The 14,777-nt window shown below is 61.1% G+C and carries 4 protein-coding genes; 2 read left to right on the top strand and 2 right to left on the bottom strand.

Annotated elements, in window-relative coordinates; all coding sequences use genetic code 11:
• Positions 1-93: 93 nt before the first annotated feature.
• The gene (locus tag AEQ63_RS05655) at positions 94-2,028 is read right to left on the bottom strand and encodes a hypothetical protein (protein ID WP_064362091.1); all 1,935 of its coding nucleotides are present in this window, start codon (positions 2,026-2,028) and stop codon (positions 94-96) included.
• A gap of 380 nt (positions 2,029-2,408) precedes the next feature.
• The gene (locus AEQ63_RS05660) at positions 2,409-10,271 is read right to left on the bottom strand and encodes a retention module-containing protein (RefSeq protein WP_064362092.1); all 7,863 of its coding nucleotides are present in this window, start codon (positions 10,269-10,271) and stop codon (positions 2,409-2,411) included.
• A gap of 532 nt (positions 10,272-10,803) precedes the next feature.
• On the opposite strand from AEQ63_RS05660, the gene AEQ63_RS05665 reads away from it, so the two are divergent.
• Both AEQ63_RS05665 and AEQ63_RS05670 read left to right on the top strand, forming a co-directional pair.
• The gene (locus AEQ63_RS05665) at positions 10,804-12,162 is read left to right on the top strand and encodes a TolC family outer membrane protein (protein ID WP_039761048.1); all 1,359 of its coding nucleotides are present in this window, start codon (positions 10,804-10,806) and stop codon (positions 12,160-12,162) included.
• Between the two features lie 211 nt (positions 12,163-12,373).
• On the top strand, positions 12,374-14,533 hold the full coding sequence (locus tag AEQ63_RS05670) for a type I secretion system permease/ATPase (protein ID WP_064362093.1): 2,160 nt from the start codon (positions 12,374-12,376) through the stop codon (positions 14,531-14,533).
• The last annotated feature ends 244 nt before the right edge of the window (positions 14,534-14,777 follow it).

Here is a 14,777-nt window from a genome sequence, read left to right on the forward strand (position 1 = left end):
TCTCCTGTTTTATGAACGCACCGACCCTCCAACCCAATACAAACGTCCAGAGAAATGCCGGCAATTAACCACACTGCATAATTTGCTGATACTTCAGTTCTCTTCGCACAAATCATTGAGAGGTGAACATACTGCGCCACTGGGCAGGGTGCGATTGATGATCACAATCTCCTTTTTGGATATCCCCCGACCGCCCATGCTTTTTTTCAACCGGTAATAAACCAGCGCAGAACCGTAGTTGACCATGGGCGCAACCAACCGGTCGTAATCCTCGACGACAATATCGATGTCTTCACCCGGCAGCAGTGTTGTGAGCTCTTTTTCAATTTCCTCGTAAGTACCTTTGATGGGCTCGCTGCCATTGAGTCCGGTGCTGCCCTGCCAGCACACCGTCAGCGTGTCGCCCTGCTCGATAAACGGGTCAGCTTTGACTCTTACCGTGACGCCCTTCCAGAGCCTGGGCCGACTGCAACAGTGCAATACGCCATCCCTGTTTGCATGCGGAAACACAACCTCCTTCAACCCCTCGATCACCACTATCGATACCGCCACCCGGGTCGGTAACGACTGTTGCTGGTTCACACCGTTGCTGGTGGTGTACCAAACCGGCAATGCCGGATTCTCCTTGTCGGTATCGATAACATTCCAGGGCACGGAAAACCTGACGGATTTGCCGGCAACATCGCCTGGTTTCACTTCATAAAACGCGACGACGCCGGGGTAGCTTCCCCAGTGCAGTTCCAGTAGCTGCCCCTGTTCGGGTGCATCGTACAGAGGCAGCAACACGCTGGCCGGCAGACCAAAATCGTCCGTCAGCAAAGTATTGCGGGTTTGACTTTCTTCGCCGTACACCTCAACCAGTGCAAGATCTTCGTTGATCAATGCCGGCGCCTTGGCATGATCCTGACCTGCCAGCGTCAGGTTCACTGCCACCGAAATGGTCGGCGAGGGTGGCCCGTAGGCTGTTCCCTGGCGAATCTTGTAATAGATCTTCGCCCGCAAAGGCCCATCGCCTTTTGCATGCAAGGTCGACCACGGCACAGGGACCGACAGCGGAAAAGCGGAGGGATCGATGGGGATTTCAGGCAGGGGCGTATCGTCCCAGAAAACGGCCAGCCAATGGCCGGGATCGGCAAAGTCATATTCATCGACTTCCACGGCGACACCGTCACGGGCTTGTTGGCGATCGACCAGCCCCCGGGATGACAGCGGCACTCGGGGTGGCAGCAGTGCCCCCGGTGCAGGCGACAGATCAACTTCGATAGCCGAAAGAAAGGAGTTCGGTCCTTCGTTTCCGGCCCTGTCCCTCAGGTGGTAATAAAAATAACGCGTGCCAGAGCCCCACGATCGAATTTCATCCGCGTACACGGTGATGCTCAAGCGTTTGTCGCGGATATCTTCAGCGCTGAACTCCTGCTCGCGGATGGGTGTTTCAGAGTCTGGCGGGATGGCTTCGCTGGTCCAGTAATACGGCGCGCGATCCAGCGCCTCGGCATCGTCGTACCAAGGCACCAGCACACTGACCTCCCCCTCCTGAGCCAGGAAGGTTTCGGTGATGGTGCCATTCAGCTCGGGGGGAAACCCGGCCGCGCCCGGCTTGTTTCCGAAGTTGGGTTTGGTGGTATCGATGGTCAGCGTTTTGCGAGGGCCTTCATTCGGGTTGTTTCCGTAGATCGAGATCTGGATTGCGACTTCGTAGACACCCTCTGACAGTAAATCGCGAGGCACCTTCAGGGTTTGCGGGAACGCAATGGGATCATTGGTCGGATACCAGCGTTCATCGACCTTTCTGAACGTTCCACCTTTGGACATGAAGCCCAATTCGACCAGATCCAACTCGTCCGGCGCATCTCCTTGTTCAAAATCCATGAATGTGACGATAAGGTCATCACCCAACGCCCTTAGCGGCAAAAGACCTTTAGGGTCGGCAGGATCAAGCACGGCCGGTACCTTCACTTCGACCGACCTGCCCCAGGAAACCGGGGTGTTCTGATCAGGCTGACCGACTGGGTTCTTTCGCTTGGCCATTCCAGCGTTCCTCGATAAGCGGCGGTACAGCGCCGTTCAAGCGCTGTCGGAATGGCTTCATTAGATGCGGGTGGGATGAACCTGCCTACTGTCAGAAATTACAGGTATTGCTACCGTTTGTCGGAAGGCGATTTGCATGGGAAGGGTATTGGGCGGTGGATCGGGTGTCAGATAATCCGGAGTTGGTGCAGGTCGGCTGAATTATGCGCTGTTCAGGCCGCCCCCCTTCGCGAGCAGGCTCGCTCCCACCTTTCTGACCGTGTTCCAAGGGGCGAGCCTGCTCGCGAAGGCTGATTCACAGGCAACACACCTCTGCAGACAGACAAAACCCGCCGTCCCGAATCAACCGGGACGGCGGGTTTTGTCGTTTCAAACTGCGCTTACACCGTATCCACCTTCAACGAATGATCATTGAGCATCCCGCTGATGATCGTCGCCGTGTCATGCCCGCCAGCCACCATCCCACCCGCCCCCGGCGTCACGCCGTAGTGGCTGGCGAGGTTGACGCCAGCGAGGTCGATGGTCTGGTTCGGCGTGGCGCCGGCCATGGCGCTGATGTCGATGCTGGTCATCACCGAAGCACCACTGCCGCTGACGGTGAAGTGCAGGTAGTCGTCCAGGGACGCGGTGCTGGTGTTTTCGCCTTGCAGCAGTTGCGACAGGTCGAGTTTGTCGGTGCCGGGGGTGAAGTCGGTGATCAGGTCGTGGCCGCTGTTGCCCTTGAGCCACTGGAAGGTGTCGGCCCCTGCCCCGCCCGTCAGTGTATTGTTGCCCATGCCACCGATCAGCAAGTCATCGCCAGCGCCACCGTTGAGGAAGTCGTTGCCGAGGCCACCGTTGATCACGTTGTTGTTGCCATCGCCGGTGAGGCTGTCGTTGAAGTTGGAGCCGAGCAGGTTTTCGATGGCGGTCAGCGTATCGGTACCGGCGCCGAAGGTGTTTTGCGCACCAAGCAGGCCGAGGTTGACGGTGACCGCAGCCGTGGCGTGGGCGTAGCTGGCGGTGTCGCTGCCGGTGCCACCGTCGAGCAGGTCATTGCCGGCGCCGCTGTAGAGCAAATCGTTGCCGGCGCCGCCGTGCATTTCGTTGTTGCCGGATCCGCCGCTGAGTACGTCGTTGCCATCGCCGGCATTGATCACGTTGTTGCCGCTGCCCGCCACCAAGACATCGTCGCCAGCCGTGCCGGTCAGGGTGTGGCCGTCCTGATAGCTGATGCTGACGTTGGCCGTGTCGCTGCCGCCGTGGTTGTCGTTGGCGGTGTAAGTGCCGTGATAGTCCGGCGTAATGTCATGGGCCCCGGCGTAGTTGAGGGTCATGGTCAGTTGATAGTTTTCCCCCGCGTTCGGGTTGCCGGTGCCCGTAGGATTGGCAATGTTGGTGATGTGGATCTGATAGATACCATCGGCCGACGCGGTCAGGGTTTGCCCGTCCGCCAGTGCCATCCAGGCGCCGCCGTTGAGCGAGTACTCCATGCCGACATGACCGGCAGCGAGGTTGTGATCCAGATTGAGGGTTTCGCCCTGACGCAGGTGGACGGTGATGCGGTCTTCATCGTTGGCGTTGCTGTTGCTCACCATGCCGAGATAACCGCTGACTACCAGCACGGCGGTCATGGTCGCGGCATTGGCGCTGAAGGCGCTGCGCACATTGGCCAGGTTCTGGTTGGCCGAGTTATTGGTCTGCCCGGTGAAGCCGATCAGGCCACTGCCGGTGAAGTCCGCCGCTTTCGACACCCACCCGGTGTTGAAACTGGTTGGCGTGGCGCTGAGGGCGTCGCCGTTCGGATCGGTGTCGTTGGCCAGCAACAGCTCGCCCGGCACCACGATGTTGCCCGAGAGCACGTTGGTGATGACGTGATCGTCCATCGCCACGGGCGGCGCGTTGGGAATCACTTTCACCGTCAGCGTGGAACTGGCGAGGTCGCCGTCGTTGTCGCTGACGGTGAAGCCGATGTTTTCGGTGATCACCACGGCGGTGGTTTTCTGCGAGGTGTAGCTGTATTCGCCGGTATCCAGGTTGATCACCAGCGTGCCGCTGTTGTTGGTGGCGATGCTGACGGTGTTGTTCGCCGTGTTGAAGGTGCCGTGGTTGGCGCCGCCGCTCGCGGTCAACGAACCCTGGCCACTGAGGGCTTTGGGATCGTAGGTGTAGGTGGTGCCGTCGACCATGATGGATTTGATGAAACCGCCATCGGCGCCGAACGAACCGCCCTCGCCCAGCAGCGAACCGGTGACCGGCGCGCCCTGCACGGTGCCGGACAATACCGAGTTGAGCTGGTTGAGATCGGTGACCACCACCGCATTGGTGTTGGTGTGGCTGATACCGTCGTAGGCCAGTGGATCGAGGTAGGCGTTGCTCACGCCGTTGCCCAAGCCAATGGCGTAGTTCTTGATGTTGTTGGCATCGAGGAAGTTTTTCAGCGCGGCTTCGTCAGCGCTGCCGATGTCGCCCTCGTTGGGCTTGCCGTCGGAGAAGAAGTAGCCGACGTTCTGCGCCCCGGTAAGTTTGCCTGAGGTGTTGAACGCGTTCTGCATCACCGCCACGGCAGCGTCGTAGTTGGTGCCGCCGCCGGCATTCAGACCCGCAAGCAGTGTCTTGGCGGTGGCGACATCGACCCACACCGTGGTGCGGTCGGCGGCATTGCTGCTGAACGTCACCAACTGCACTTTCACATCGCCCAGATCATCGTACTTGTCGAGCAGGGCACCAATGGCCTGCTTGGCCAGCGCCAGCCGCGACAGACCAGGTACACCGGAGGCATCGGCCATGCTGCCGGAGATGTCGAGGACGATGAGCACGTTGGAATCGATCTCCACCGCCGTCACCGAACGATCCGAGACAACGGCTTTCGGCACATCGTCGACGATGTTCACCACGAGGGTGCTGGTGGTGGCGTTGCCCAGCGCATCGGTGGCTTTGTAGGTGAACGTTTCGCTGAGGGTGTTCGGCCCGTCGTTGGCGTTCGGCGCGGTTTTCGGCGCCGAGGTCAGCGTATAGGTGTAGGTACCGTCGGCGTTGAGCTGCAGTTGTCCGTAGCTGCCGGTGGCGTTGCCGACCAAGGTGTACGTGATCGCGCCGCTGCCGCCGCTGACCGAACCGACCAGCGTGCCGGAGGCGGTTTCGCCGGTATTGCCCGGATCACTGCCGGTGACTGTGCCGGGGGCGAGATCCAGGCCATCCTTGCTCAGGTCGAGGGCTTTTTCGTAGACGGTGACGTCGGTGTCGCTGACGGCGGTCAGGCAACTGTTGTGCACGTCGATGGTGATCGTCGTGGTGCTTTCGTCGCCATCGGCATCGCGCACGGTGTAGGTGAACACATCCACCGCACCCGGGCCGTTCACCACATTGGGATTGCTGTGATAGACCGCGTTGCCGTTGGCATCCAGGGTCAGATAGCCGTAGGTGCCGTTGATCTGCGAATTGAGTCCGCCGATGGCCGACGTCGAGGTGTCGGCACCGACGCGCACGCCGACCACTGCGCCTGTGGCCGCCGGGCCGTCAGCACCGCCGATGTCGTTGTCCAGCACATTGCCGCTGACGGTGCCGCCCTCCGCCACCGAAGCGGCATCCGCGTGCGCGGTCGGTAGATCATCGACGATATTGACGTTGATCTGACCGCTGGACGTGCTGCCATCGGTGTCCGTGGCGACCACGTCGAAGTTCTCGCTGAGGCTATTGGCACCGTTGGCGTTCGGATGGGCTTCGTTGTCGGCCAGGGTGTAGCTGTAACTGACCACACCGGTAGCCGGGTCGTAACCAGTGATGGTGAAGGTGCTGCCCAGCGGCGAGACCACGGACTGCGGCAAACCGGCGGCGACGCCATTGCTGATCACGGCAATACCGCCGACCGTCAGGGTTTGCAGGCCATCGAGAGCGGTCACGGTGAAGCTGCCGCTCTGGGTCAGCGCCGAGGCATTGGGAGTGCTGCCGTCGCTGAGGTTTTTCTCGTAGACGCTGAGTTCGCCGCCCTTTACGTTGAGGCCGTCGAGGCACACCGGATCGTCGTTGTTGTGGATGTTCAGCACCAGGTTGGCGGTGCTGGTGTCACCGTCGGAGTCGGTGATGGTATAGGCGAAGGTTTCCGTGCCGTTGCCGCCGCCGTGGAGGTTTTTGAAGTCAGCGTCGTTGGCATCCAGCGTGTAGGTGTAAGTGCCGTTGCCGTTGAGTACCAGCGTGCCGTAGGTGCCGATGAAGGTGCCGGCGGTCACCGGGCCACTGGCGACGCGGTCGGCGCCTTGCACGTCGTTGTCGAGGACGTTGCCGGTCAGGGTCAACTGGGCTTCGGTCGCGTTATTGGCGTTGCTGTCGTTCAGCGCTTTCGGCACGTCATCGACGATGCTCACAACGATGCTGCTGGTGACGACGTTACCCAGCGAATCGGTCGCCTGATAGGGGAAGGTTTCGCTCAGGCTGTTGGCGCCGTCGTCGGCATGCGGCGTGGTCGTCGCGGGTGAAGTCAGGGTGTAGGTGTAAGTGCCATTGGCATTGAGAACGATCTGTCCGTAATTGCCGGTGGCGCTGCCGACCAGCGCATAGCTGATCGCGCCGACCGCGCCAGTGACCGAACCGACCAGCGTGCCGGCGGCGGTTTCACCAGTACTGTTCGGATCGCTGCCGACCACACTGCCCGCCGCCAGATCCTGGCCGTCCCTGTTCAGGTCGAGGGCTTTTTCGTAGACGGTGACGTCGGTGTCGCTGACCGCTTTCAGGCAGCTGTTGTAGACATCGATGGTGATCGTCGTAGTGCTTTCATCACCATCGGCATCGCGCACGGTGTAGGTGAATACGTCCACCGCGCCCGGGCCGTTCACCGTGTTGGGATTGCTGTGATAAACCGCGTTGCCGTTGGCATCCAGGGTGAGGTAGCCGTAGGTGCCGTTGATCTGCGAATTGAGTCCACCGATGGCCGACGTCGAGGTGTCGGCACCGGCGCGCACGCCGACCACTGCACCGGTGACCGCCGGGCCATCCGCGCCGCCGATATCGTTGTTGAGCACATTGCCGCTGACGGTGCCGCCCTCCGTCACCGAAGCCGCGTCTGCATGGGCGGTCGGCAAATCGTCGACGATGTTGACGTTGATCTGGCCACTGGCGGTGCTGCCATCGGTGTCGGTCGCGACGACGTCGAAGTTTTCGGTGAGGCTGTTGGCGCCGTTGGCGGTTGGATGGGCTTCGTTGTCGGCCAGGCTGTAGCTGTAACTGACCACGCCGGTCGCCGGGTCATAACCGGTGATGGTCAAGGTGCTGCCCAGCGGCGTGATCACCGATTGCGGAAAACCTGCGGCCACGCCATTAGTAATCACCGCGATGCCGCCGACCGTGAGGGTCTGCAGACCATCGAGGGCGCTGACGGTGAAGGTGCCGTTCTGGGTCAGCGCGGGCGTGTCAGGGCTGGTGCCGTCGCCGAGGTTTTTCTCGTAGACGGTGAGCTCGCCACCGTTGACGTCGAGGCCATTGAGCAGCACCGGGTCGTCGTTGTTGTGGATGTTCAATACGAGATTGGCAGTGCTGGTATCGCCGTCGGCATCGGTGATGGTGTAGGCGAAAGTCTCGGTGCCATTGCCGCCGCCGTGCAGGTTTTTGAAATCGGCGTCGTTGGTATTGAGGGTGTAGGTGTAGGTGCCGTCAGCGTTCAGAACCAAAGTGCCGTAAGTACCGGTGAAGGTGCCGGGCGTGACTGGGCCGGTGGGCACCCGGTCAGCGCCTTGTGTGTCATTGGTCAGGACATTGCCAGTCAGGGTCAATTGGCTTTCTGACGCGGTGCCGTTGCTGTCGTCGATGGCTTTCGGCAGGTCGTCGACGATGTTGACGTCGAGGGTGCCGGTGGCCGTCGTGCCGTTGTCATCGACTACCGTGACCGTGAACTGCTCAGGCAGATTATTCGCGCCGTTGGCATTCGGATGCGCTTCGTTGTCGGCCAGGGTGTAGCTGTAACTGACCACACCGGTTGCCGCGTTGAAACCGGTGATGGTCAGCGTGCTGCCCAGTGGTGTGGTAATCGACTGCGGAAAGCCTGCGGCCACGCCATTGGTGACCACGGCGATACCGCCGACGGTCAGCGTGGTGACGCCATCAAGTGCGGTGATGGTGAACGTGCCGTTTTGTGTCAGCGCACCAGCATCCGGAGTGCTGCCATCGCTGAGGTTTTTCTCGTAGATCGTCAGCTCGCCGCCAGCGACGTTCAGGCCGTCGATGGTCACCGGGTCGTCATTGTTGTGAATCTGCAGAACCAGATTGGCGCTGCTGGTATCGCCGTCGGCATCGGTGATGGTGTAGGCGAAGGTTTCGGTGCCATTGCCGCCGCCGTGCAGGTTTTTGAAATCGGCGTCGTTGGTGTTCAGGGTGTAGGTGTAGGTGCCGTCAGCGTTCAGAACCAAAGTGCCGTAAGTACCGGTGAAGGTGCCGGGCGTGACTGGGCCGGTGGGCACCCGGTCAGCGCCTTGTGTGTCATTGGTCAGGACGTTGCCAGTCAGGGTCAGTTGGCTTTCTGAAGCGGTGCCGTTGCTGTCGTCGATGGCTTTCGGCAGGTCGTCGACGATGTTGACGTCGAGGGTGCCAGTGGCCGTCGTGCCGTTGTCATCGACTACCGTGACCGCGAACTGCTCAGGCAGATTGTTGGCGTCATTGGCATTCGGATGGGCTTCGTTGTCGGCCAGGGTGTAGCTGTAACTGACCACACCGGTTGCCGCGTTGAAACCGGTTATGGTCAGCGTGCTGCCCAGTGGCGTGGTGATCGATTGCGGAAAGCCTGCGGCCACGCCGTTGGTAACCACGGCGATACCGCCGACGGTCAGCGTGGTGACACCATCAAGTGCGGTGATGGTGAACGTGCCGTTTTGCGTCAGCGCACCAGCCTCCGGGGCGCTGCCGTCGCTGAGGTTTTTCTCGTAAACCGTCAGCTCGCCGCCAGCGACGTTCAGGCCGTCGATGATCACCGGGTCGTCGTTGTTATGAATCTGCAGAACCAGATTGGCGCTGCTGGTATCGCCATCGGCATCGGTGATGGTGTAGGCGAAAGTTTCCGTGCCGTTGCCGCCGCCGTGCAGGTTTTTGAAATCGGCGTCGTTGGTATTGAGGGTGTAGGTGTAGGTGCCGTCAGCGTTCAGAACCAAAGTGCCGTAAGTACCGGTGAAGGTGCCGGGCGTGACTGGGCCGGTGGGTACGCGATCAGCGCCTTGTATGTCGTTGATGAGGACGTTGCCGGTCAGGGTCAGCAAGGTTTCCGAGGCAACGCCGTTGGCGTCATCAAAAGCTTTGGGCACATCGTCAGTGATGTTCACGTCCAGCGTGCCGGTGGCGCTGTCGCCATTGCTGTCGGTGGCGATCACGGTGAACTGTTCGCTGAGGTTGTTCACGCCATCGCCGGCCGCATGGGTTTCGTTGCCGGTGAGGGTGTAGCTGTAGCTGACCGTGCCGGTCGCCGGGTTGTAGCCGGTGATGGTCAGGGTGTTGCCGAGCTGCGTAGTGATCGATTGCGGAAAGGCTATCGGCACGCCGCCAACGATCACGTTGATGCCGCCGATGCTCAGGCTGTTCAAGCCATCCGGTGCCGAGACGGTGAAGCTGCCACTCTGGGTCAGAGCGCCCGGATTGGCCGCTGTACCGGCAGGCAGATTGGCTTCATTGAGGTTCAGCTCGCCGCCCGCTGCGTCAAGGCCATTGAGGATGACCGGATTGTTCACCGCTGGTGGTGGCACCACGATCGGCGCTGGGGTGTCGTCGCCAGTGTCGTTGTCCGCGTCGCGGCGATAATCGGGAAATTCGGGGATGCCATTGAAACCGGCAGTTGGGAAACCGATCACCGGATCGACCCGGCCGCCGACTTCGGTCAGCAGAACGAAGCTGTGCCCGCCGCCCAGTTCACCGGTATTGCCGGTGGGCGCGTTGGGGCCGGCAGCGGTGGCTTCGGCGGTTTTACTCGGGTCTTCACCGGCGGCGATGGCTTTCTGGATCTGCTCGACATCGGTCAGTTGCGCCTGGCTCGGGGTCTGCGCTTCGTCGACGTTCAGCGGCACAGCCTGATCGGCCAGCAGTTGCCCGGTCATGGTGATGCTGCTGCCACGGCCGAGGGTCAATTCCTCGCCATTTTGCAGTTTCACCGCCACCGCGCCTTCCGCGCCGGTGATCAGTTGATCGCCGGCGTACAAACGATCGCCTTCGAACAGCGGACGTTTGATGCCATCGCTCGCTTGAGCGAACACCTGACCAATGACTTTTGTGACCGTACCGATGAGCGTTGCCATGTGAAATCCTCCGCTGCCGACCACCGTCGGCACTCGTTCGCGAAGCAGCCCATGGCTCAATCGGGTTGCCGGGGGCGACGCTCGCACCCTCGACAGTTCGTTTCGCAGGCCCGTTTTGAAGAGAATTGCCAGCGCCATCAAGCACTTGCCAACCCTGTTCAATTCATCGACCCACTAGCGCTACGTAACGGCGGTGACTCACCCAAGTGACAAAAATCTGTCGCTCATTTGCCGCTACGCGTCCCTCCCCTTCAGCAGTACTTCGCAGTGTCTCGCAAAGTGAATGGAACTTTCCTCAAGCCTTATCGAGCTCCCTAAAGCGCATAAAACAAAGGCTTTCGAGCTGAACAATGTGCTGCTTTTGAAAAACCGCATAAGTTTTTTTTGGAATAAGCCTTATGAAAATTTTTTCTTAGCTACGCTCTAGGATGTTCTTAGCTCTGTTGTTACAAGAGTGAAACGCTTACACCCTAAATTTACGTCAAATATTTGGCGACGGTAACACAACATTGAGATCCAGGGAGATGCACCCATGCGCGTTTTAACCCCCCTCTGCAGCGCGGTTTTGCTGGCCATGGCTTGCACTTCCCAAGCCCAGGCGATGAACCTCACCGAGGCGATTCAAAGCACTATCGCCACCCACCCGGAACTGGCTTCGCGCGTGGACGCTCGCCTGTCGGCAGATGAACAGGTGAAAGTGGCCAAGGGCGGGTTCTATCCGTCGGTCGACTTGAACGCTGCCTACGGTCGCGGCTACAGCGACAACACCAACACCCGCGCCTTCGGTAATCACAACACCGAAATTCTCAATTACACCCAATCGGAGCTGCGCTTGCGGCAGATGATCTTCGACGGGTTCAACACCGCCAACGAGGTCGAGCGCACCAAGGGCGTGTCCAACTCCCGCGCCTATTACGCGCAAGGCACCGCACAGGATCTGGCCCTGCGCACCATTGAGGTCTACCTCGAAGTGCTCAAGCGTCGTGAGCTGGTGACGCTGGCCAAGAACAACCTGCAGGCGCACTTGCGGGTCAACGATCAGATCGGCCTGCGCACCGAGCGCGGCATTGGCAGCACCGCAGACTCCGATCAATCGGTCGCCCGTCGTGCGCTGGCGCAGAACAACCTCGACACCGCCGAGGTCGATCTGGCCGATGCCGAATCGAATTTCTACAGTGTGGTCGGACGCATGCCCGACGAGCTGGAAACCCCGGCCTCGACCCGTGGCGAACTGCCGCCGGACCTGCGTGAAGCGCAGCAGAGCATGGTCGACAACAACCCGTACCTGAAATCGGCCCAGGCTGACGTGCAGTCCGCCGAGAGCCAGTACGAAGTGGCCAAGTCGCCGTTCTATCCACGCTTTGACGCGGAGGCGGCAGTCGGCGCCAACAACAACGTGCAGGGCGATGAAGGCCACGACAACGAATGGCGGGTCGGCGTGGTGATGAACTACAACCTGTTCCGTGGCGGCAGCGACAAGGCACGTCTGGCCGCGAATGCCCACGACATCAACCAGGCGATGGACATCCGCAACAACGCCCTGCGTCAGCTCAACGAGAACATCCGTCTGGCCTGGAACGCCATGGAAAACGCCAAGAAGCAGACGCCGACCGCCCGCGAATACGCCGAGACCACCAAACGCGTACGCGCCGCTTATCAGGACCAGTTCGGCCTCGGCCAACGCACCCTGCTCGACCTGCTCGACAGCGAAAACGAGCTGTACAACGCCAACCGTCGCTACACCGAAATCCGCTACACCGAGGAATACTCGATGTACCGCGTCTTGGCGAACATGGGCCAACTGCTGAGCAAACAACGCGTAGTGCTGCCGGCTGATGCGATTGCCACCACCGAAGTGAAAAACCAGGCGCGCCTGCCCGAGTTGAAATAGCCCCGTGCAGGAGCTGCCGAAGGCTGCGATCTCTGATCGTTCCCACGCAGACCGTGGAAACGATCAATTGTGGCGAGGGAGCTTGCTCCCGCTTGAGTGCGCAGCGCTCATTCTTTGCGCATGACTGAAGTCTCGGGCTGCTGCGCAGCCCAGCGGGAGCAAGCTCCCTCGCCACAGAGTTATCGAGTCGTCTTCAGGAGAGGCAATCACTATGACCAGCATGGAACCCGGCGCCACCGGGGTCGATCCGCGCTTGAGCTTCGATGATCCGTTACTCGACGGTCTGCTGATCCTCTGCAAGCTGCACGGCGCCACGGTCAGTCGTGCGAGCCTGAGTGCCGGGCTGCCGTTGAACAAACAACGCCTGAGCCTGGATCTGCTACCCCGTGCGGCGGCGCGGGCCGGGTTGCAGGCGCGGTTGTTACGGCGTGACTTGAAAGACATTTCGCCGCTGAACCTGCCGATCCTGTTGCTGCTCAACGATGGCCGCACCGCCGTGCTGCGCCGGTTTGGCGAGGACGGCAAAGCCCTGCTGCTGCCCAGTGAAGCCGATGGCGGCGAGCAATGGGTCAGCCACGAAGAGCTCAACGAGCACTACAGCGGCCAGGCGTTGTTCGCCCGCCCGCGCCACGAACTCGAAGACCTGCGCGCGCCGCTCGTGCCACGGGTGCATGCGTGGTTTCGCGACACCCTGAAACTGTCGAAATGGCTGTACAGCGATGCGATCCTCGCCAGTTTCCTGATCAACCTGTTGGGCCTGATGGTGCCGTTGTTCGTCATGCAGACCTACGACCGCGTGGTACCGAATCAGGCGACCTCGACCTTGTGGGTGCTGTCGATCGGCTTGCTGATCGGCACCGGTTTCGAACTGGTGCTGCGCGTGGTGCGTGCACACCTGCTCGACACCGCCGGGAAAAAAACCGATGTGATCCTCTCGGCCACTTTGTTCGAGCGCATCACCGGCATGTCGATGAAAGCGCGGCCAGCGACCATCGGCGGATTCGCCCAAAGCATTCATGACTTTCAGGGCCTGCGTGAATTCCTCACCGCCGTGACTCTGACCAGCCTGATCGACTTGCCCTTCGTGGTGTTGATGCTGGTGGTGATCGGCCTGCTCGGCGGCTGGCTGGTGGTGATTCCGCTGCTGGCGTTTCCGATCACGATCATCTTCGCCATGGCGATTCAGGTGCGCCTGCGCGACACCGTGCAGAAAAGCCTGAGCCTCGGCGCCGAGCGTCAGGCGCTGCTGATCGAAACCCTCGGCGGCCTGGAAACCCTTAAGGCCTGCGGTGCCGAAAGCGAGCGCCAGCACAAATGGGAAAGCACCCACGGCGCCCTCACCCGCCTCGACAGCCACGCGCGCAACCTGTCGGCGCTGGCCACCAATGGCACCCTGTTCATTCAGCAGTTTTCCGGGATGGCGACGATTGTCGCCGGGGTCTACAGCATCATCGCCGGCAACCTCAGCGTCGGCGCACTGGTCGCCACCTACATGCTCGGCAGCCGTGTGCTCGCCCCGCTCGGCCAGATCGCCGGGCTGATCACCCGTTACCAGCAAGCGCAACTGACCATGAAAAGCACCGATGCGCTGATGGCCCTGCCGCAGGAACGCGACGGCAAACACCGGCCACTGGAGCGCACGCAGTTGCAGGGTGCGCTGGATGTCAGCGGCGTGACCTTTCATTACCACGGCCAGAATGCGCCAGCGCTGAGCGAGGTCAGCTTCAGCCTGAAACCCGGGGAGCGGGTCGGCATCATCGGCCGCAGCGGCTCGGGCAAAAGTACCCTGGCGCGGTTGGTCATGGGCTTCTACGAAGCGGAGGAAGGCCAACTTTTGCTAGACGGCCTCGACCTGCGCCAACTGGACGTGGCTGACCTGCGCCAGCAGATCGGTTATGTCGCCCACGACCTGCCGCTGCTGGCCGGCAGCCTGCGCGACAACCTGACCCTGGGTGCGCGCTACATCAGCGATTCACGCATGCTCGAAGTCGCCGAACTGACCGGCGTCACCGAACTGGCCAGGCAACATCCGCAAGGCTTCGACCGGCCGGTGGGCGAACGCGGGCAACTGCTTTCCGGCGGCCAGCGCCAGGCAGTGTTGCTGGCCCGGGCATTACTGCTCGATCCGCCGATCATGCTGCTCGACGAACCCACCAGCGCCATGGACAACAGCAGCGAAGATGCGCTGCGGCAGAAACTGCATGGCTGGATGCAAGGCAAAACCCTGCTGCTGGTCACTCACCGCACCTCGATGCTGAGCCTGGTGGACCGGTTGCTGGTGCTGGACAACGGCCGGGTCGTGGCTGACGGCCCGAAAGAAGCGGTCATCGATGCACTGCGCAAGGGCCGAGTCGGCTCGGCGGCGGTTTAGATACGTTTACTCGACTCATGATCTACACGCCCCCTGTGGCGAGGGAGCTTGCTCCCGCTGGGTTGCGCAGCAGCCCCAAGGATTTTGTGGGGGCTCCTCTCCCACACCGGTGCATGCCCCCTCCCGCCGAGGTGCTAAGGTGGTCTACCTTTTAAGAGGGGGACCGCCCCAGTCCGCTGCTTCCTTCACACCACCACCCGGCTACGCCCACCGCGTACTCTGACATACCGCACCTGGCCTACTC

Origin of the sequence: Pseudomonas sp. RIT-PI-o (assembly GCF_001297215.1) — a bacterium.
Lineage (GTDB): Bacteria > Pseudomonadota > Gammaproteobacteria > Pseudomonadales > Pseudomonadaceae > Aquipseudomonas > Aquipseudomonas moraviensis_A.

Excerpts from the sequence above, each read along its gene's own strand:
- AEQ63_RS05655 (WP_064362091.1), bottom strand. The coding sequence starts at position 2,028 with ATGGCCAAGCGAAAGAACCCAGTCGGTCAGCCTGATCAGAACACCCCG.
- AEQ63_RS05660 (WP_064362092.1), bottom strand. The coding sequence starts at position 10,271 with ATGGCAACGCTCATCGGTACGGTCACAAAAGTCATTGGTCAGGTGTTC.
- AEQ63_RS05665 (WP_039761048.1), top strand. The coding sequence starts at position 10,804 with ATGCGCGTTTTAACCCCCCTCTGCAGCGCGGTTTTGCTGGCCATGGCT.
- AEQ63_RS05670 (WP_064362093.1), top strand. The coding sequence starts at position 12,374 with ATGACCAGCATGGAACCCGGCGCCACCGGGGTCGATCCGCGCTTGAGC.